The sequence below is a fragment of the Trichocoleus sp. FACHB-591 genome, from assembly GCF_014695845.1.
Lineage (GTDB): Bacteria > Cyanobacteriota > Cyanobacteriia > FACHB-46 > FACHB-46 > Trichocoleus.
In genome coordinates, this window is record NZ_JACJPA010000010.1 from 16,031 (window position 1) to 36,255 (window position 20,225).

Annotated in this window: 18 protein-coding genes; 4 read left to right on the forward strand and 14 right to left on the reverse strand. The window is 48.8% G+C overall.

Annotated features, from left to right (window positions below; all coding sequences use genetic code 11):
* Positions 1–45: 45 nt before the first annotated feature.
* Positions 46–1,041, reverse strand: coding sequence for a glycosyltransferase (locus H6F90_RS00420; RefSeq protein WP_190549232.1), 996 nt, complete (start codon positions 1,039–1,041; stop codon positions 46–48).
* Positions 1,042–1,477: 436 nt separating this feature from the next.
* On the opposite strand from H6F90_RS00420, the gene H6F90_RS00425 reads away from it, so the two are divergent.
* Positions 1,478–1,900: a hypothetical protein gene (locus H6F90_RS00425; protein WP_190549233.1), complete on the forward strand. Its 423-nt coding sequence runs from the start codon at positions 1,478–1,480 to the stop codon at positions 1,898–1,900.
* Between the two features lie 121 nt (positions 1,901–2,021).
* Here H6F90_RS00425 and H6F90_RS00430 read toward each other — a convergent pair whose 3' ends face one another.
* The 5 genes from H6F90_RS00430 to H6F90_RS00450 form a co-directional block, all read right to left on the reverse strand.
* Positions 2,022–2,762 carry a carbonic anhydrase gene (locus H6F90_RS00430; protein WP_242016973.1) on the reverse strand — a complete coding sequence of 247 codons (741 nt, stop codon included), beginning with the start codon at positions 2,760–2,762 and terminating at the stop codon, positions 2,022–2,024.
* 90 nt (positions 2,763–2,852) lie between these two features.
* Positions 2,853–3,167 carry a P-II family nitrogen regulator gene (locus H6F90_RS00435; RefSeq protein WP_190437693.1) on the reverse strand — a complete coding sequence of 105 codons (315 nt, stop codon included), beginning with the start codon at positions 3,165–3,167 and terminating at the stop codon, positions 2,853–2,855.
* Between the two features lie 4 nt (positions 3,168–3,171).
* The gene (locus tag H6F90_RS00440; protein ID WP_190437690.1) at positions 3,172–4,143 is read right to left on the reverse strand and encodes a sodium-dependent bicarbonate transport family permease; all 972 of its coding nucleotides are present in this window, start codon (positions 4,141–4,143) and stop codon (positions 3,172–3,174) included.
* A gap of 403 nt (positions 4,144–4,546) precedes the next feature.
* Complete coding sequence (locus H6F90_RS00445; RefSeq protein WP_190549235.1) at positions 4,547–5,782, reverse strand: LL-diaminopimelate aminotransferase; 1,236 nt, start codon at positions 5,780–5,782, stop codon at positions 4,547–4,549.
* A 123-nt stretch (positions 5,783–5,905) separates the two neighbouring features.
* On the reverse strand, positions 5,906–6,727 hold the full coding sequence (locus H6F90_RS00450; RefSeq protein ID WP_190549237.1) for a hypothetical protein: 822 nt from the start codon (positions 6,725–6,727) through the stop codon (positions 5,906–5,908).
* A 476-nt stretch (positions 6,728–7,203) separates the two neighbouring features.
* Here H6F90_RS00450 and H6F90_RS00455 point away from each other — a divergent pair, with 476 nt between their 5' ends.
* A complete protein-coding gene (locus H6F90_RS00455) occupies positions 7,204–9,594 on the forward strand; it encodes a PhoX family phosphatase (RefSeq protein WP_190549239.1) in 2,391 nt (796 codons plus the stop codon).
* A gap of 148 nt (positions 9,595–9,742) precedes the next feature.
* Here the strand turns inward: H6F90_RS00455 and H6F90_RS00460 are convergent, their stop codons facing one another.
* From H6F90_RS00460 to H6F90_RS00480, 5 genes are all read right to left on the reverse strand, one after another.
* Positions 9,743–11,074, reverse strand: coding sequence for a glycosyltransferase (locus tag H6F90_RS00460; protein ID WP_190549241.1), 1,332 nt, complete (start codon positions 11,072–11,074; stop codon positions 9,743–9,745).
* Positions 11,075–11,146: 72 nt separating this feature from the next.
* Positions 11,147–11,887 carry a DUF2993 domain-containing protein gene (locus tag H6F90_RS00465; protein WP_190549243.1) on the reverse strand — a complete coding sequence of 247 codons (741 nt, stop codon included), beginning with the start codon at positions 11,885–11,887 and terminating at the stop codon, positions 11,147–11,149.
* 49 nt (positions 11,888–11,936) lie between these two features.
* A complete protein-coding gene (locus tag H6F90_RS00470; RefSeq protein WP_190437676.1) occupies positions 11,937–12,491 on the reverse strand; it encodes a hypothetical protein in 555 nt (184 codons plus the stop codon).
* Positions 12,492–12,859: 368 nt separating this feature from the next.
* Positions 12,860–13,354 carry a DUF4383 domain-containing protein gene (locus H6F90_RS00475; RefSeq protein ID WP_190437673.1) on the reverse strand — a complete coding sequence of 165 codons (495 nt, stop codon included), beginning with the start codon at positions 13,352–13,354 and terminating at the stop codon, positions 12,860–12,862.
* 157 nt (positions 13,355–13,511) lie between these two features.
* Positions 13,512–14,282 carry an SDR family NAD(P)-dependent oxidoreductase gene (locus H6F90_RS00480; RefSeq protein WP_190549245.1) on the reverse strand — a complete coding sequence of 257 codons (771 nt, stop codon included), beginning with the start codon at positions 14,280–14,282 and terminating at the stop codon, positions 13,512–13,514.
* Between the two features lie 98 nt (positions 14,283–14,380).
* Between H6F90_RS00480 and H6F90_RS00485 the strand changes: the two genes are divergently transcribed.
* On the forward strand, positions 14,381–15,700 hold the full coding sequence (locus H6F90_RS00485; protein ID WP_190549247.1) for an NAD(P)/FAD-dependent oxidoreductase: 1,320 nt from the start codon (positions 14,381–14,383) through the stop codon (positions 15,698–15,700).
* Between the two features lie 113 nt (positions 15,701–15,813).
* Here H6F90_RS00485 and H6F90_RS00490 read toward each other — a convergent pair whose 3' ends face one another.
* A complete protein-coding gene (locus tag H6F90_RS00490) occupies positions 15,814–16,188 on the reverse strand; it encodes a hypothetical protein (RefSeq protein ID WP_190549249.1) in 375 nt (124 codons plus the stop codon).
* A gap of 209 nt (positions 16,189–16,397) precedes the next feature.
* Between H6F90_RS00490 and H6F90_RS00495 the strand changes: the two genes are divergently transcribed.
* On the forward strand, positions 16,398–17,624 hold the full coding sequence (locus tag H6F90_RS00495) for an alpha/beta hydrolase (protein ID WP_190549251.1): 1,227 nt from the start codon (positions 16,398–16,400) through the stop codon (positions 17,622–17,624).
* Between the two features lie 15 nt (positions 17,625–17,639).
* Here the strand turns inward: H6F90_RS00495 and H6F90_RS00500 are convergent, their stop codons facing one another.
* Entirely contained in the window at positions 17,640–18,620 is a 981-nt protein-coding gene (locus H6F90_RS00500) for an aldo/keto reductase (RefSeq protein ID WP_190549253.1), read from the reverse strand.
* 241 nt (positions 18,621–18,861) lie between these two features.
* Complete coding sequence (gene mtnA, locus H6F90_RS00505; protein ID WP_190549255.1) at positions 18,862–19,926, reverse strand: S-methyl-5-thioribose-1-phosphate isomerase; 1,065 nt, start codon at positions 19,924–19,926, stop codon at positions 18,862–18,864.
* Between the last annotated feature and the right edge of the window lie 299 nt (positions 19,927–20,225).

Here is a 20,225-nt window from a genome sequence, read left to right on the forward strand (position 1 = left end):
TTAAGACCGAAACGACTGCAACCATCCACATCAGTTTGCTGACGACTACCGAAAATATTTCTGTTTTAGCTTGCTCCAGATTCGCTGTAGTTGCAGTGTTTTGACTCGCATTTTGGTCAAGCTAGGAATATTGGAGGAGTGATTTTGCTTGTGATCAAAAAACTCATTAGCTTCTTGCAAAATTACTGTTAGACGCTGAATAATATTTGCCGTGCGATACTCAGAGAAAAACTGCTCTGACAAATTAATGGGTGTTGCCGTCTTAATCAGTTTGAGAATACGCTGCATGTCGTACTCTAAGGAGTAGCCAGCAATTTTATGACAATTAAATCCAGGGTCCAAGTAATCGGATAAGCCACCATTGACGCTGGAGAAAACTTGACAGCCACAAGCCATTGCCTCCATCGGCTGCAAGCCAAATCCTTCGCTTACTCCTTGCTGCGCCCAATATTCGGCGGAGTCATAGAGATAGACTTTGGCACGGTTAAACAGTTTGTCTAGATCTGCGACGTAGGAATCAACCACACAAACATGACACTGCTGTCGCAAGGCTGGAATGAGTTCTTGTAGCAGATATTCTGAAGATTTCCGCACCTGAACCAATAAATCAATATCGCGTTCAAGATTGAGATTCTGAAACTGATCAGAAATCTGATTGGGTAGGTAATAAATTAACGAATTGGGCGATCGCTGCCCCCAATAACCCATCGTATTACGACTCACGGTAATGATCGGAATTCCAGGCGGTAGGTTAAACGGATAACCAGAACTGTGAGCATGATAAATCACATGATAGGGTTTGAGCCTGGTAGCCAATTTCCCGACATCAAAGCCCCAACTAATGACAAAAATAATGTTTTCTAAGTTCTTCTGCTGTAGCACATCGTCTAAAAACAGCGTGGTGTTTTCCCGCTGCCGATACGTGACGACTTCAGCAGAGCAAATTTGTTGAGCGAGATGGAGAGTCTTTAATTCTGCCCACAGCCCACCACAGGCAAATTTGCCGCCTGTCCCCGGAACTAAGAAGTAAAGCTGCCTCATCACCTCAACCCTCCTCTGCGCATTAGCGTGGGCTAGCTGCCGCAAAATCGCCACAAAATCGCCCGTAGATTAGCCTACCTGATTTGCGGTTAAGCAGGTTGAGCGATCGCCTGAGGTCACTCGATTCTTTTCAACCTAACGGCGCTGAATTGGCCAGCCAGGATCAGGTAGGCTGTGACAATATGGCGATCGCGAAGGAAAGCAACACAATGCCAAATCCTGAGAAAAATATCATCAAGCTCGAACCTGGAACTCTATTGTTAATCGTATCTGCCCTGATTCTTTTACCCTTGCTATTCGTGGGTTTTCTCTCCCAATAACCTTTCCAATCAGCGTTGATCCAGGTGAGTTTAGGTAGTAGGACTGTAGGGAAAACCTCCCTCTAGGCCCGTCGGAATGTGCCAAGATCAAAGTAGTGTTTATCGAGCCACTACCAATGTCTGTGTACAATTTACCCCTAGAAAACAGCATTGAAAGATTACGGGAAGTTCGTGCTGCTCTACTACGCTTACACAAAGCTTTACTAGAGTTTGAACGGGTTAATTATGAGCAGTTCTTTGGCCGCATTCAGTCCAAGGGTGAGTACTTTCAGCTGGTCGTAAATCACGACTGGTTTAGCTGGCTCCGTCCCATTTCTCAATTTATTGTTCAGATTGATGAAGCCCTCAGTGCGAAGGAGCCAATTACAGTCGGTGCCGCTAATGAGCTGCTTAGTCAAGCTCGCCAAATGTTGCGACCTGCTCAGGATGGGACCACGTTAGAAAAGCGGTACTATCGCGCTATCCAACAGGAGCCAGAGATTGCTTTGCTGCACGCAGACGTATCCCAACTGCTCGCCAGTGCATCTCGGCCCCAGTAGCGTTTTGAGCTTGCTAGCCTTCTGGTTCTGACAAAGTTGCCTCTACAAAAGAGCGTAGGCGATCCACCTCCAACTCAAAGGGCGATCGCCTACGCTGAACAATGAAATCTGTTGAGAAATCTCAGGTAACGAGAGTCACGGCTCCTGTATCCAAGTCGTATCGTCCCCCTACAATCTTTAGCTTGCGCTCCAACTCTAGTTGCGCTAACACGCTAGAATTTTGCTTTAGCTGCTCAACTTGATACTGCACATTTGCAGTCACCGCTTGATCAATTTGCTGATTGACATCAGCCGATTTAGTTTTAATGCTGGCCAGCGCGGGCTTAATGGCTTTGACAAACGTACTGACGTGGCCCGGAAGCGCCCCTCCTTGAATCGCCGCTGTCACAGCGCCGCAGCGTTCGTGCCCAACCACCATAATCAAGCGAGTTCCTAAGAGAGCTGCCGCATACTCTAGGCTGCCCAAGACCTCTGGGGTCACGACATTGCCAGCGACACGCACATCAAACAAATCACCTATACCTTGGTCAAAAATAATTTCTCCAGGTACCCGTGAGTCAGCACAAGTCAGTAAAGTGGCAAAGGGGTGCTGTACCGTTGCCACTGCCTGTAAATCTCTCGCTGCTTGATGCGGGTATTGCCGTTTTTGCTGCATAAACCGCTGATTGCCATCCAGCAGTCTTTGTAATGCCGCCTCTGAACTCACTGCCTCAGAATTTTCAGTCTCAGCGGTGGACTGATCGGCATAGGCAGGCTCAGCATATCTCAAGCTAGTAGCTGTCGCAGCGACCAAGCCAACTCCACCGACTCCAAACAGCTTTAATAGCTCTCGGCGACTCGTCCGTTGACTCATTTGTTTCATCGCGTCTCTCACCTTTCTTCACGAATGACTGATTATTTTTAGCAATCAACTAGTAGGCGATAACAGGATGATCGCCCTGTTATCGCCCTGTTATAGAGAAGACACACACTTCATAGTGCGGATCTCCATCACATCAGAAATAAAGCAAGATCCCCCAAACTTATTCAGAATAGGTCGCACAATTTCCACAACAGATTTAAGGATGTCAGGCGAGCAAAAGGCGATGACATAAGCGTTGTCTAACATCGTCACGGCAGAGTCATCAAATACGCCGCCACGCACTCCCTTGCCTGCCACATTACGAATCACGGTGTAACTAGAAACCCCACCTCGTTCCAAGGCGCTAATAATTTTGCCTAACTCTACGGAGTCTGAAAAAATTTCAATTTTTTTTACCACATGCATGATCTTATCTCCATAGCAAATCGATCCCGTACAAATACAAAGGAATGCCGAAAATGATGTTAAAGGGGAATGTCACAGCTAAAGCCGTAGAGATATATAGACTCGGATTAGCTTCTGGAACCGTTAACCTCATGGCGGCTGGCACAGCGATATAAGAGGCACTAGCGCACAACACAGAAAATAGGAGGGCATTTCCTGGAGGCATCCCAATCAGCTTGGCAATCAGCAGCCCAATTCCAGCATTAAGTATTGGGATCAGTATGGCAAATGAGATCAGAAATGGACCAGTTTTCTCTAAATCTTTAATTCTTTTGGCGGCGACTAAACCCATATCTAGCAAGAAGAAGGTCAGGACGCCATAAAACATATCCTGTGTAAAGGGAGATAAGACTTTCCAGCCATGCTCCCCTGTCAAAAAGCCAATAATCAGGCTACCAACTAGCAAGAAAACTGAACCATTCAGAAATGCTTCTCGCAAAACTTCAGGCCAAGAAAAATCACGCTCTGTCTGATCCTGAGTAAAGAGATTGACCAAGATCAATCCCACAATGATCGCTGGAGACTCCATCAGAGCCAGAGCAGCCACCATGTAGCCATCAAAGTCAATACTTAGTTGTTGTAGGAATGAGCTAGCGGTAATAAAGGTGACGGCACTAATCGAGCCGTAAGTCGCAGCGATCGCGGCAGCATTATAAGCGTCAAGCTTAATCTTCAGAATAAAGAACGTGTAGATAGGCACTAAGCACGCCATCACGATTGCTACTAGCATCGTCAGGAATACCTCCTGATTCAGACCGCTTTTAGCAAGTTCTACCCCTCCCTTAAAGCCGATTGCAAACAGCAAGTACAGTGAGAACAGCTTGGGAATCGGTGGCGGAATCTCCAAGTCTGACTTCACAAAAACCGCTGTCATTCCCAAGAAGAAAAACAGCACTGGTGGATTCAAGATGTTAGACATAATCAGGCTTACGTCCATATCCACCCCTCCACATTGCTTAAACAGCAATCTAATACAGCTTGCTTCATGCTAGGTCGTGAAATATTCAGTACTCAGTCATCATAGTCTTGTAGAAATACTGGATGGCAAGGCAGAAAAGTTACATTTCTATGTAATTTACTGTCATTTCTGCATGTACTTCTGTATGAAACCTTGAAACTTGCTAGTCGAAGGTTTAAGCCTGCCTACGGCTTTTTCTCTTATCCTTACAACCTGTTCTTATAACCTGTTGCGGATTGCTATATCTGGCTGAGTTGCGAGAACTATAAGGTGGGCTAAATGATGCCCACCTCAGTTTCTAGACTGCATGTGCCAAGTCTCATTTAGGCATCTCGCGTTGATGTATGTACGCGATCGCCCACCTATATCTTGGCTGGATTGATTATGCCTTGAACTTCTCGGTAATGCGCTTCATGGCTTCTTCTACGTTTTCACGGCTGTTAAAGGCGGAAATGCGGAAGTAGCCTTCACCCGCAGCTCCAAAGCCTGAACCAGGAGTGCCGACGACATTGCAGGTCTGTAGCAATTTATCAAAGAAGTCCCAGCTAGAGAGATTGTTGGGCGTCTGCACCCACACATAAGGTGCATTCACACCACCGTATACCGCTAATCCTGCGGCAGTGAGTTGCTCGCGAACGATTTTGGCGTTTTCTAAGTAGAAGCTCACGAGCGCTTTAGTTTGGGCTTGGCCTGCTTCTGAGTAAACCGCTTCAGCCCCTCGCTGCACAATGTAGGATACACCATTGAACTTAGTGGATTGGCGGCGGTTCCACAGCTTCCACAGTTCTACATCCGAGCCATCAGCAGCTTTAGCCTTGAGGTTTTTGGGTACGACAGTCAAGGCACAACGAGTTCCGGTAAAGCCAGCATTCTTCGAGAAGGAGCGGAATTCGATCGCGCAATCCTTGGCTCCAGGGATCTCGTAGATGGAGTGAGGAATGGTTGGATCGGTGATAAAGGCTTCGTAAGCAGCATCAAAGAAGATGATCGAGCCGTGGGCTTTGGCGTAGTCTACCCAAGCTTGGAGGTGTTCTCTGCTAGCGGTTGCGCCTGTGGGGTTGTTGGGGAAGCACAGGTAAATTAGGTCTACCTTCTGAGTGGGAATCTCAGCGGTGAAGTTGTTTTCAGCGGTGACAGGGAGGTACACCAAGCCCTCAAACTCGCCTTTGTCGTTGGCTGCGCCCGTGTGACCTGCCATGACATTGGTATCGACATAGACGGGATAGACTGGGTCCGTTACCGCAATCGTGTTGTTGTCGCCAAAAATATCTAGGATGTTGCCTGTGTCGCACTTCGAGCCATCCGAGATAAAAATTTCATCGGCGCTGATCTCACAACCACGAGCTTGGAAGTCGAACTGAGCAATTTTCTCCCGCAACCAAGCGTAGCCTTGCTCTGGACCGTAGCCTCGGAAGGCACTGCGATCGCCCATGTCTTCCACCGCTTGAATCATCGCGGCGCGACAAGCTTCAGGTAAGGGTTCGGTGACATCCCCAATCCCCAGTCGAATAATTTTTGCTGCTGGATTGGCCTCAGCAAAGGCATTGACTCGGCGAGCGATCTCAGGGAACAGGTAGCCTGCTTTGAGCTTGAGGTAGTTATCGTTAATCGTTGCCATGATGGATTGATACAAGTGCCGTAAACCAGCTTACTGCCAACTGTTGCGTTAGGAGCTGTTGTCGTCCGTTCTCAGCTCCTAACGCCTGCGGCAATCGATCAGGCACCAGATCAATTTTGGACTCTAGCTGTTTTTCCAACGACGCTTCATGATGGATAAGCTACCTAAAGCACCTAAGGCCACTAAACCTACGGCTGGGCTTGTTTCAGGTACATCTACCTGATCCACAAGTAACCCAGAAACGAAGTCGCCATCCCCCACATCAACGACTCCAACTCCGAGGGTGTAAGTGTCTGATTGCTCAAAGGTGTAGGAGAACTCCTGGAAGCCAGTTTCTCCAAAGAACAAGCTATGGTTAGAAAATTGAAAAGAGCTATTCAGGGTATCGGCTAAGGGAAGCAACACAGTATTTAAGTCAGATTGGCGCTGTAGAGACACGAAAGCAAAATCATTAAAATCCTCAAAAGAGCTGTTATCAACTGCCTGAGTAAACTCCTCAGTCAGGAAATTCCAGGCAAAGGTGAGCGATTGGCCTGCGTTAGCCTTGAAAGTTTGCTTAATTGCTGAGCCTTCAATAATTTCTCCGGTTGCCAGACTAGACAAAGTATTGTCGGACAAAAAAGATGAGGGTAAATTCAAAAACTCTTCCAAGTTTTCAAAGCCTGTGACAAAAGATGCGATCGCGGCATCACCCCCGATAATCTCGTTTCCTTGGGTATCAAAACCAAGTAACTCTTGATAAGCAGTAGACAAGAAAGCTTGGGATTTGCCTTCTACCGGGCCACTGCCAAATTGCTCCGTCTCAATCGTTGTTTCACCAATGGTTTCCCAACCTTTAAAACCCTCTTCAAAACTACCGTTAACCACGTCTGCTTTCCCGGCTGTAGGAAAAGCCAGGCTGGTTAGAAGAACGAGCGCCGTAAAACTGAAAGTATTTTTGATCATGGGTTTTTGAATAAAATGATGCCAGCAATTTTACTTACCTCTCCTCAATAAAGGATGAATGGGTTAAAAGCTGATTAATCTTGAATTAATGCCAAGTCAAGTTTTGCCTTTATTATCAAACACCACACTTTTGGAATAGTTACAGCAAAAGTTAGTCTATCTAAAGAAATGGATATGGGTTCTTGCCGGAAGGGCCTGCTGAAGGGCGATCGCATATTAAGAAGTTATTAATAGAAATTCAAGTCCTCATTAACCCGAAGATTAACTGACCTTAATTTCTTCAAGATATGGTTTCTGAGGGGCAAATAAATGTATCAATTACAAGCACCCAATTCGTAAAAAATACGGATTGAGTTAATCAATGAGGGCCAGTCAATAAACCACTCAACCTTGGTTTTTGCCTGTCACAGCTCAGCTTGGATGCGAAGAATGCTTTGAGCCCAAAAGTTCCTAGTGATCCTTAAAGAGAGAGTTTCATGTCCAAGTTCACCCGCAGACAACTGCTAATTTTCTTCGGGAGCAGTGCTGGTGCTGCCGTGCTGGCTCCTACCCTCGGCAATAAACTATTTGGCACTGACACTAGTGTTGCTGAAGCAGCTCAACCTCTGAAACTAACCCCGCTACGCTTACCGCATCCTTTGCCTATCTACCAAGAGCAGCCCAGCTACCTACCGACAGGAATTAATCAAGGTCAGACTTTAAATCCAACGACTGACACCAGGCTCACGAGCTACACCGTGCTAGACGATGTAGTAGTGCCACCAGAGTATGAGCGTTACGTCATTGTGAGTTGGGGCGATCGCGTCTTCCCCAATCCAGAAGACTATTTTGGCTACAACAACGACTACACCGCCTTCATCCCTACCAACCGAAGTTTGAGTGATGGCTATCTCTGGGTCAACCACGAGTATATTTCCTTCCCCTTCTCTGGGTTGGCTCCAGAGGCGCCCGCAGATGTTCAGGGAACGCCTAGCTCTTATCCGTTAGTTGTGGGCCAAGATTTGCCTAACACCAAAAACCTGCAACTATTCGGTGAGTTTTTGTATAACATCGGCGGTTCCGTGGTCCGGATTTCTCGTCAAAGCCGTAGCGATCGCTTTAGTGTGGTCAAAGGAGATGCCAACAACCGCCGCCTGCATGGTTTGTCTGGTTTAGGAATCAACAGCCAGCGATCGGACACATACAAAGGAATCACAGCCTGGGGCACTCAGAGCTATCAGCAAGGCGATCAGAACTACCTACTCGGTACGGGACCTGCTGCCACTCAGGTCTTCAACCTTAGTACAGATGGGTTAGGAACTAAGATTATTGGTACAGGCTTCAACTGCTCCGGTGGCACTACACCTTGGGGTACGGTGCTTTCCGCTGAGGAGAACTTTCAAGGAGCGGCAGCTTTCTTTGTCGGGGTCACAGAAGCGGTACAGCCCAATGGTACTCAAGCCAGCTACACTCCAGGCACCACGGGCGAGGCCTTTGGCTTAGTGGGTGAGAAATATGGCTGGATGGTAGAAGTAGATCCAGCAAATTCTGATTTCCGTCCCCGCAAGCACACAGCACTCGGTCGCTTCCGCCACGAAAACATTGCGATGCGAGTGGAAGCGGGCAAGCAATTAGTGGGTTACATGGGCGACGATCGCCGAGGTGGCCATACTTATAAGTTTGTCAGCAGTGGCCGAGTCACATCTCCTAACGACAAAAATAACAGTCGTCTCTTTGAAGATGGCACTTTGTATGTGGCCCGCTACAACGCGAATGGCACTGGAGAATGGATTCCGCTGCTGCTGAATGCCCCAACCAACCCGATTTCCCCCTCTGTGCTCGCCTCGGTTGAGATTGCGGCTTTGGGCACTGCGACCAGAAATGGTCGTTTACCGCTGCCTAAGCGCGTTGGTATTGCAGGCCAAACCAGCAGTGGAGGTTCGCTCAACATCGAAACAACCAACGAAGCGACATTCTTGCCTGACTACCGCAACAAGAAGTTATCAGACTTCTATACCAGTCAAGGGGCGGTTTTGGTGGATGCCTTCTTAGCCGCCAACCTAATTGGTGCGACTCCCACAGCCCGCCCCGAAGATATTGAAGTGCACCCCCGCACCAAAGAAGTCTTCATCGCTTATACCGATGGGGCTCCAGGTGGAGATGGCTATCCGGATTCCCGCATCTTTGTTGTCTCCAAATACAGCCCTGACGTTAGAGACGACCAACCTTCCGGCGAACTGTTCAAGATTGTAGAAACCAGTGCCGATGGTACGGGCACCTCTTTCCGCTGGGAGCGCTTAGCCAAGGGAGGGGAAGCAGGCACCGAGAACGGCGATGGCTTTGCCAATGTGGATAACCTGGCCTTTGACAGTCAAGGAAATGTCTGGGGTGTCACCGACATGTCTACAGCCGCTCACAATGGCTTTGATGTGGGGGCAGCCGCGAATCCACTTCTGATTGAGCATAGCGTGGTGGGGGCAACCGCACCGAGCCAAACCGACTCCAACAAAAATGTCCAGACTTCTAATTTGATTGGTGTGTTTGGCAACAACTGGCTCTTCTTCATTCCCATGAGCGGCCCGGATGCTGGAACAGTGGTGCCCTTCGCCTACGGTCCTTTCCGCTGTGAAATGACAGGACCCACTTTTGTGGGAGATACCTTAATTCTTTCGGTACAGCATCCCGGTGAAGATTGTCCGTTCAGCCCTCAAGTACCTCTGAGCCGGGATATTGAGATGCTGAATTTGGACGGTACTTTGTTCACTCAACGGCGATCGCTGTTACGGGGAAGCAACTGGCCCAGCAATATCCAGGGAAATTCTGAAGGCCCACCCAAGCCCGCAGTGATTGGCATTAGACGGAAGCAGTCAAATGGCCGCTTTGTTTAAACAACATCATGGCTAGTCTCTGTTTTCTGTGTTTTCTGTAGAGTGAAGAAATTTTGGAGCTGTAGGTAGAATGCTGGTAAACGTTCAATCGGTTGCCAGCATTTTCTTTTAGTCTCCTCCAAAACTCTCTATCCATAACCACAGCAATCTACTTTTCTGACAACGTTGCTTGGGCACTGGGGAGAACATTCATCGCTACACGAGATGCCACTTCAGATAAATCTCGCACCTGAGACTTCACAGCGTGCTCGATAATCTCAGCCGCTCTGTGCACGCCTCCTGAGTCACGGATAGACTGTTGAACTCTAGCAGCATTCTGGGCATAGGACTCTTTGGTGAGAACCCGTTGGATGGCTTTTCTTAGACGTTTTACCCTCAAACGCTTCAACGGCAATACTTCTCCAACCCCTGTTTCGCGGATTCTCGCTCCTGTTCCGGGTTGCTCGAAAGTGATGGGAATCGCCACCAAAGGCACACCATGAGTGAGAGAATCAAGAACTGTGTTGAGACCACCATGAGTAATCGTTAAGCTAGCTCTGGCCAACACTTCTACTTGTGGCACATACTCCATCACCAAAGGAGAACCAGGGAAACTCTGGATATCTTCTGCGCTGATGCCGCCGCCATGGGCAATTAAGAGTTGCACATCTAAGCCTTCACAAGCCGCCGCGATCGCCCGAAACAGGGCAGCTTTGGTGTTCTGAATGCTGCCTAAGGAGGCGTAAATTAGTGGTTGTCCCGTCAACTGCTCAAACGGAAAATCAACGCCACAGGGAGACGGATTCCGAAAAGGTCCAGTGTAGTGGAAGTCTATGGGTAAATTGGGGCAAGGGAAATCAAAGGCCGCAGGCTGTTGGCTAACATGAGCCAAGCGAGTTGAGGTGGAATATAAGCCCTGATAAGGTGGCAAATTCCACTGCTGGCGGTAGTGGTTGATGGTATCGAGAATTGGTTGGCAGTTGCGGTCTAGCATGTAGTAGGCGACTTGATTACGAAGCTTGGCCCACAAAGCTTTTCGGTAGCGCCAAGGCGTAAAAAAAGGAGGTACATCTGCTCGTCGATGAATTGCTTGACCACAGGAAACAGTCACAAAAGGGAGATGCAAGCCTTCTGCTACCGTTTCTCCGGCTGGTTCTAACTGGTCGATTAGCAAAGCCTCAATGCCTAATTCAGCGATCGCCCCTGGCGCATCCCGACAAATAATCTCCGTCACCTGTTGGCAAAAATCCACAGAGTAGTTAAGCGCCTCCATTTCACTCAACTGACCCAACTGCTGAAACGTTTTGGCTAACGATCCAGGTTGATAAGTAGATTCTCCAAGCGGATAAAACTCTAGCCCTTCGGAGCGAACTTTGAGAGCAACATCCGGGATTTGCAGCAATGTCACTCGATGCCCCCGGCTTTGTAGCTCTCGACCCAGGGCTGCTTGGGGGTTCAAGTGCCCCGGATAGGGCGGACAAATAATACCAAAGTGAGTCATAGCAGGGATGCAGGCGGATTAGAAGGAGGTTACAAGATAAAGCTTTAATCTAAGGATAGAGGGAGGCAAATCTTATGTAGACTGAAATTGATCGATGGAAGCGATCGCTTCCCAGCTTAACTTGCCAGTGACCACCTCCAGTTGCTGAATTTGCACAGACATACCCTGATGCTTAAACTCAGGCAAACTGAGGAGGTCACTAATTTGAGCCACTAAAGCCGTCGTGATTTCAGCCAAAGAGCCTGGATGATCCACAGGTGATAGATTTTGCAGCACAATCCCTTGCCCATCGTTGCCAATCTCGGGTGTCGCTGTAAAAGACATAGACGGCAGTGATGGATCTGGTGTATTCAAGCCCACGTTAAAGGCCAGATGGCCATCACTCAGCAAATAACATTTCACTTGCTGAATTGAGTGATCTCCCGCCTGAGTTTTAGTCAGCTGGGGCAGCGATGGCAGCTTCTTCCGCACCGAGGCAGAATTCAGAGCTTGGGTGAGACTAGCTTCGTTAACGACTACGCGAATCGTGCCATCAGCCGGATGCATCAGCTTAATTTTGCCGAACATTGCACTGAAAGGCTTAACTGCCACTCGATTGATCTGGAGGTAAAATTCCTCCAGACGTAAGCTAGACTGCATCAATAAACCCTGGATCTTAATGGCGATCGAATCAACTTGCCCTTGAGCCAGTTTGCTCACATCGGTTTTGATCTGGACATCCACTTCTTCGGCATCCTTAATCATGCTAGCGATCGCCATAGTCGCCATCTTATTGAGGGTTTGTTCGCCAAACTTAGCTGAATCTGATGTCACGATTACTGAGCCTCGTGTGCGATTAGCTTAGGAACACCCAAAGCATAACTCAAGCATTTGCTGCTGCGTAGATGCCCCAATCTTGAATACTCTTCTGACTGAGGACATCTGCTGCCTGCTGAATCTCGGCATCACTCCCTTCGATTAGCACCACATAATCACCTCGCAACAAGCGATCGCTGTAGATCTCAGCTTGCTCTTTAGCAATTCCTGACGCAGCCATCGCTTGCACTACGCTATTTGCTGAAGCGGCATTAATCCCAGCACCTGCGACGCTAGCCACCAGAGAAGCCGCTAAGGTACCCGCAGCCAATACGGCACCAACTCCAGGGATGCTGAGGCTGGTCAGACCCAATAACACTGTAGCGGCAGCACCCCCATAGGCCAAGTTAGAAGCAGTGGCGTTTCCTGCTCCGACTTCTTGATCGCCAACCTGACTTTGCATATGAGCGCCACTCACTTCTTGGCTTTCGTCTGCGTTCTTAGCAATCACAGACACTTGATTCATCGGAAAACCAGTAGCTTGCAACTCATGGAGCGCAGTTTCGACCGCTGAACGAGTAGAAAAAGCTCCTAGGGCACGTTTTTGTTGATTATCAGTCATACTTTCTTCCATCACTTTCTTTATCTGCAAAGTTGGCTACAGCGCAACGCTTGCAGAATTGTTAATAGCCCCTACATTGTTATGATTCCGCTGAGGCAACTCATCAATCCAGAGATGTAGCCTACGCTGCAAAGACAAATTTGCCAGAGAATTTATTGCCTTAAATCGCCCTAATTCCCTCTTTCGATGAAGCATAGAAAATCTCTCCCACAAACTTATTGTCGGGGGAGAGCGGAGGGAGAGAAAAGTTAAAAAGAAGAGTTGATTAACTCAACTGAAATAAAATCAAAAGCTTTATGCTGAAAACTCTACAAGATAGCGATCGCACCTATCAACTATCTTGTATTTACTTCGCGCTTATCTCATACCTACGCTTTAGGTGCAGAAGTAATCTGCTCTTGAACTTTGAGGGGCTTAATGAAACCAAAATAAGCAGCGGCCAATCCAGTCAGAGCATTGAACCAAACGTTGTTACCAAAGATAGGCATGAGGCCAAAAGTGGTATTAGTCGCTGGCAGCAAGCCCATGATGGCAATCAGGATATAAGCGATCGCAAACCCTTGGTTAAACACCAATGATCCAGAGAAACTGGTGGCAGCAGCCAAACCTAAAACACCGACCGCAATATGAACCGCGTTATGCAAGAAATTGGTAGGAAATAAGCCGAAGACGTTGCCATACCCATCCGGGAAAGACAAATCGGGAACATAGAGCGGTGCATCTCCTGCCACCGCAGGCATAGCAATCAAGCCAGGGATAAATCCAGCAATGCCAACGGCTAAAAAGACTACACCAAGAATCATGGCAAAAAGTCGTTCGGCACCGTCAAGGCGCTGAAGCAAGTTAGAGGTGTTCGTTTGCATAGTGAAACCTTTGTTAGCAGCTACTGCTATGCAGCGTACTGGCGATCGCTAGCCCTAACTTCCACTACAGGCAGAGACAAGATTCTATCCGGAGAATTGTTAACTCGTAAAACCTGGTTGTAATGCTGAATACGCCAAGCCTAGTTTTGCCAAGCTTTTACCAAGGCAAGCGGCTACCATCCCAGGAGAAAAACTCGCCGCTGTCTTTAGGCTGTAGATTTTCAATCACAGCTAACAACTGAGCAACAGTGCGCTCTACTGGAAACAGTTTCTCGGGCGACACATTCCGCTGAAATGGTTTGGAGAGGCGAGTATCAGTGGTGCCAGGATGCAGCGTCACTACAATCGTATTAGGGCTTTTGCGCTTATATTCGATCGCGACAGTCCGCATCAACATATTCAACGCCGCTTTAGAGGCCCGATAGCCATACCAACCACCCAATTGGTTATCCCCAATGCTGCCAATTTTGGCGGAGATCATGGCAAAGACATTTCTCTCGCTATGGGCGAACAAAGGCGATAGATGCTTAGCCAGAAGCACCGCTCCAATGCTGTTGATCTGAAAGTAGCGCATTAAATGATCGGGATTAATTTGGCGCAAGCTCTTTTCTGGCTGCAAATCTTCCTCGTGTAAAATGCCAACACAGTTGATCACCAAATGTAGTTTGTCTACTTGGCCTTTAATGCGATCGCTGCATTCAGCAATTTGAGCTTCGTCTGTAATGTCTAGCGGGAGACAAACTAACCGCTCAGGCTGCTCGCGTTCTAGCGCCAATAGCTCACTTGCAGATTCGGGTTGACGATAAGTCGCATAGATTTTGGTGACGCGATCGTCCTGCAACAACTTCTGCACAAACCCTAAACCAATGCCTCCATTTGCACCCACAATCAAGGCGTTGGCATTTTGTATCTCAGCAAAAACAGACATAAGACCTGCAACTCAACCGTTAGCAGCCTACCACTAGCAGATTGGCTGTAGCATCTAATTCTATAAGTGTTCTATCAGCGCGAATTTGAGGTGGAGCAATGGCGAAGAGAGTTGTAATTGTGGGGGCTGGGCCGAGCGGGATTCTGTTGGCTCATTATCTGTTGCGGCGGCAGGAAGCTTATCAGATTGAAATTTACGATCGCCGTCCTGACCCCCGCAGCGTCTCCTTTGAAAAAGCTCGCACCTACCCCCTGACCCTCAACGCCAGAGGCCTCCATGCTTTAAGGCAGGTTCCAGGGTTGGAAGAGAGCGTCAAAGCTCAAGGGACCGCAATTTGGGGAACAGTGGTGCATGGTAGAAAAGGGAAAATGCGAACGTTATCTCGCCAGAAGCCACTCTTTGCCCTCGATCGCACCCAATTAGTCATCACCTTATTAGAAAAGCTCACCGAAATAGACCAGAGCGATCGCCTCACTCTCCACTTCAACTGTAAATGTATTGCCGCAGATTTTGAGCGGCAAAGCATTACCTTTGAAAGAATTACTGAAAACAGCGTGGCAGAGGAGTTGACGGCTGATTATGACCTGCTGATTGGGGCTGATGGAGCGCACTCTGTAATCAGAAATCACTTTTTGTCCACGGAGGGATTTACGCTTGAGGCCCAGTATGTACCTACCGACTACAAAACTCTTTTTTCATTACGACGAAATGAGCCAGCAGGACTAGATCTCAAACCAGAACATATCCATAGTTGGCGATTGGAGGATGGCACCACAGTTCTAGCGGTTCCTACCAGCGAGGCGATCGCCAGTGGCGTCATTACTTTTTCTCGCAACAACAATTCGTTTGTGAAGCTGAACACTACTACTCAAGTTTTAGAGTTTTTCCATCAGAATTTCCCTGATTTAAGCCCACTCATTACTGATGCCGAAGCGGAAGCATTGCTCAATCGTCCTGTTTCCCAGGTGCTGACCATCCGTTGCAGTCATTATCACTATGGCAACAGCGTGTTACTGATTGGCGATGCCGCTCACGCCGTTTCCCCCTCCTTGGGTCAGGGAGGCAATGCTGCTTTCGAGGATGTAGAAGTATTGGATCGTCTATTAGATGAATATTCTGACGACTTAAACTTAGTGTTACCAGAGTTTAGTACACGACGCCAACCCGATGCTCATGCTTTGGTAGAACTGTCTGATAGTCCATTTCCGCTATCTAAATCCTTATTTCTGGAACTCATAGTGAGACAGAAATTGGGCAAGGTGCTGCATCAACTATTACCGCAGCATTTTCCAACTTCCCTGTTTGAGCTGTTGTCTGACACTACGGTTCCCTACGCGGAGATCTTGTCGTCCTACCGTCGCTGGATAGCTAAAGTGAAACGATCCAATCAGAAGTTTTTAGCACAGCAAAGTCAATAGATTTCTGATGCTGAAAACAACTAGAAGAAGCGATCGCACAATCTCTATTAATCAGGCGATCGCTTGTAGCTCCAGCAAAAAACCACTGCTAGGAAGAATAGGAAAAATTGCAACTACTGCTCCGTTAACTGATACTGCACCTTAAACCGTTGCTCACGATCGCTACCAACGTCATCCAAGAACACCGTTGAGTTTTTTTCTGAGGGACGCGATCGCTCTACAATCACCACCGTTCGATCTTGCACTTTGAAACCTGGTGCAGCGGGACGTACAGAATTGGAATTGCCACGCAACTCCAGATTCACTTGAGACTTAGGCGCTTTAAAGTCATTCAGGCTGCGAGTTTGTACGCCTTGAAGAGATTGACTGGACAATGTCACACTACCGGGCAGTACCGCTGGTGAGTTAGTGGTTTGAGCCTGACCTGCAACCGCCCCAACCACCACTCCAAGCCCTGCGCCAAAAAAAGCAAGCATGGCAGAACGCATGTAGTTTCCCTCAAGATTTAGTGTTTAAGTATTGTTTAAGTATTGTTATCAGTCATATGGTTTTTACGTACTTTCCTTATAAACGAAAGCGAATTTAGTGCAACCTATTCCTTTAGATAGAGATTGGCACGAAATAGAGAAAGTTTGAAGCAAAGTCGAAATATTCTGCCTTAAGTATGATGTTCCCCTGACAAAACAGGTAATTTTGGATGCCGTCCGTTTTACGAACTCTTTACGCTTGTTTGGCCTTATTCCTCAGTAGCGTCACCTTGTTTCTGAGCGCTTGGATTGTCGTACCTGCGCCAACCCTAGCTCTGCTACCTTTAGGAGTAGCGACGCCAGAGCTGAGTCCTTGGTTGATCGGGTTTAATGCGATCGCTTGCCTGCTGGCATCTCTAGGGATGCGGCGGAGTTGGCTCCAACGCTTAGCTGTGTTGCTGGGCTTGGTGGGATTGGGGCTGAGTATGCTACCCCTATTGCAGCTACCCCTTGCATCGCAACGAAACAATGATGAGCTGCAAGCAAATTTTGGGGCGAGCTATGAGCAGGTGAGCCAGCAATTAGATCGCCAAGCCGCCCAAAATACCAAGGGAGATACAGAGAGACCGCGATCGCAACCTTTTGTTTTGCAGCAGGTTTTTACTGGAATTCCAGCTAGTCCGGTGCGCTATGCCCCCAACATCCCTTTCGCCAAACCGGACGGCGTACAGCTCAGCATGGATGTTTACCGACCGCCCCAGGTAGGTCGCTATCCAGCCTTAGTGGTAATTTACGGTGGGGCTTGGCGAGGAGGAAGCCCATTAGCAAATGCTGTTTTCAGCCGTTACATGGCTGCCAGAGGTTACACCGTATTCGCGATCGACTACCGCCATGCACCTCAGCATCAGTTCCCAGCGCAACTAGAGGATGTCCGCACCGCTTTAGCTTTTGTGCGCGAACATGCCACTGAATATGAAGCAGATGGCGATCGCATAGCCTTGCTGGGTCGCTCTGCGGGTGGGCACTTGGCGATGCTAGCAGCCTATCAACCCGACGCTCTGCCGATTCGAGCGGTGGTCAGCTACTACGGCCCTTTCAACTTGACGGCAGGTTACACCGATCCGCCTGAACCTGACCCGATCGATGTCCGGGCAGTTTTAAGAGCTTTCTTGGGCGGCACCCCAACTGAGAAACCAGCCCTGTATCGACAGGCTTCCCCCGCAACTTATGTCACTCGACCTTTGCCTCCCACATTACTTGTCCATGGTCGGCGCGATCATCTGGTGGAAGTCAAATTTGCCCAGGGCATGTACCAACGATTGCGGTCTGTGGGTAGCCCCGTAGCCCTGCTAGAGCTTCCTTGGGCCGAGCACAGCTTTGATGAAGTCTTTCAAGGGCTGGGGAGCCAGGTAACTCTCTATTATGTCGAGCGGTTTTTGGCTTGGGTCTTGCGCTAGCTTCAGCGATTCGAGCTAGCGATTGACTGTACTCATATCCGGATAGCGATCGCCCACGGCAAACCCTTTTGGGGCCACCTCATCAATCCGGGCCAACTCCTCTGCTGTTAACGTGACATCCACCGCTGCCACATTTTCCTCCAAATATTGCCGCCGCTTGGTTCCAGGGATCGGCACAATATCCTGACCTTGAGCCAGTAACCAAGCCAAAGCCAACTGACAGGGCGTCATCTGTTTCTCTGCCGCAATCTGTTGTACTCGCTCCACCAGTTGCAGGTTTTTATTGAAGTTTTCTCCTTGGAGGCGGGGCGAATATCGTCGATAGTCGTCTGGGGCCAAGTCATCTAGACTCTTGATCTGTCCTGAAAGAAAACCGCGACCGAGCGGGCTGTAGGCCACAAACCCAATTCCTAACTCTCGCACCGTTGGTAGAATCTCGTCTTCTGGGTCACGACTCCAGAGCGAATACTCCGTCTGCAACGCACTGATCGGATACACCGCTTGCGCCCGCCGAATCGTGGCAGGAGCCGCCTCTGACATGCCTAAATAGCGCACCTTGCCTTGCTGCACCAACTCTGCCATCGCCCCAATCGTTTCTTCAATGGGTATAGTTGGGTCTACCCGGTGCTGGTAGTAGAGATCGATATAATCAACGCCGAGCCTTTGCAGAGAAGCATCACAGCACTGCCGCACATATTCTGGCTTGCCATTCACGCCAAGGAATTTTCCATCCTGACTGCGTTCATTACCAAACTTAGTCGCTAAAATTACCTGATCTCGACGGTCCGCGATCGCTTGTCCCACCAACTTCTCATTGGTAAACGGCCCATACATATCCGCTGTATCTAAAAACGTCACCCCCAGTTCTAAAGCCCGGTGAATCGTCGCGATCGACTCTGCCTCATCCCCCGCACCATAGAACTCAGACATGCCCATGCAGCCCAAGCCAATCGCAGAAACCGTCAAACCTTGACTACCCAGTTGTCGAGTTTGCATTCGTGATCTCCCATGTCAACAACTGCCAACCATTGCAACACCTGAGCAGAGAACAGCACCCTTCTTAAGACTGAAATGTTCTAAATTGATCAAAGTCACCCCTCCCAAACCCTCCCCGATGCGGAGAAGGCTTTGAAAACGGCGGCTAAAGGCAAACTTTTGGAGGGGGTCTGGGGGACGCAACCGTCCCTCAGCGGGGGTTTGGGGGCGAGTGCCCCCAAGGGCTTGGTTCCTTAAGTAGTTAAACTGCTTGTTTTTCGTGCAACTGAGGCTTCAACTCACTTGGAGCAAATGCCCCAAACTCAGTCACGATCGCCGTAATCAACTCCGCAGGAGTCACATCAAACGCGGGATTGTAGAACTCCACACCTGGCGAACAAATGCGAGTGTCACCCACTTGGTAAATCTCAACCGGATCGCGTTCCTCAATAGGAATCCCACTACCATCCGACAAAGAAAAATCAATGGTGGACAGGGGAGCAGCTACAAAGAAAGGAATATTATGGGCTTTCGCTGCGATCGCCACACTATAAGTCCCAATCTTATTCGCCGCATCTCCATTAGCTGCAATGCGATCGGCCCCAACCACAACCGCATGAATGAGACCCTGCTTCATGCAGTGTGCCGCCATCCCATCCGAAATCAGCGTCACTGGGATGCCTTCTTGAACACATTCCCAAGCTGTTAGCTTCGCCCCTTGCAACCGAGGCCGAGTTTCATCCGCGTAGACTCGCTCTAATCGTCCATCTCGCCAAGCCGAGCGCACCACACCCAAAGCCGTCCCATAGCCCGCAGTTGCCAAAGCTCCCGCGTTGCAGTGAGTCAAAATCCGCAGCTTTTCTGGGCTTGTGGGTAGTGCCTTTACCCCATAATCCCCGATCGCCTGACAGGTTTGGATATCATCTGCATTGATTTGCTTCGCTGTTTCTAGCAGCGTTTCCTTCAGATATTCCACAGGCCCAATCGTCTGCCGTGCTGTCTTCAGCATGCGCGCGATCGCCCAGAACAAGTTCACCGCAGTCGGGCGAGTTTCCCGCAACTCCTGAGCCACTGTTTCTAGTTGAGCCAAAAATTGATCGCGATCGCTCGTCTGAATCGCTCGTGCCCCCAAGTACACACCGTAGGCCGCTGCCACCCCGATCGCCGGAGCCCCCCGCACAATCATGGTCTTAATTGCCCTTGCCATGTCTTCATAGCGGCTAATTTCCACAACGATATATTCGTTGGGCAAACGGGTTTGGTCAATTAGCAAGACTCGGCCTTCTTGCCAAACAACGGGATATACCTGAGCAACGGTAGACAACATAAATATTTCAGCAGATTAAAAAACGTCAACAAAGCGATCGCGCCACTATAAAACGTTACCAGACTCTCCTTTGTCAGCAACATATTTGATATTAGTCTTCTCAAAATAAACTAAGGCACCCACAAAAGGTGCCCCTACAAATCAATGCTTACAATCGCTATTTATAATCGCTGTGATTTCTGTATTAAACCTTATCGGAAATAGAAAGGGATGTTGATTAAGTCACTCCTTGCCCTCTGGATCTGCAACTAAACCGCTTGGAGCTTCTGCTTCGCTTTTTGAGAGCGGTAGGTGAGTCG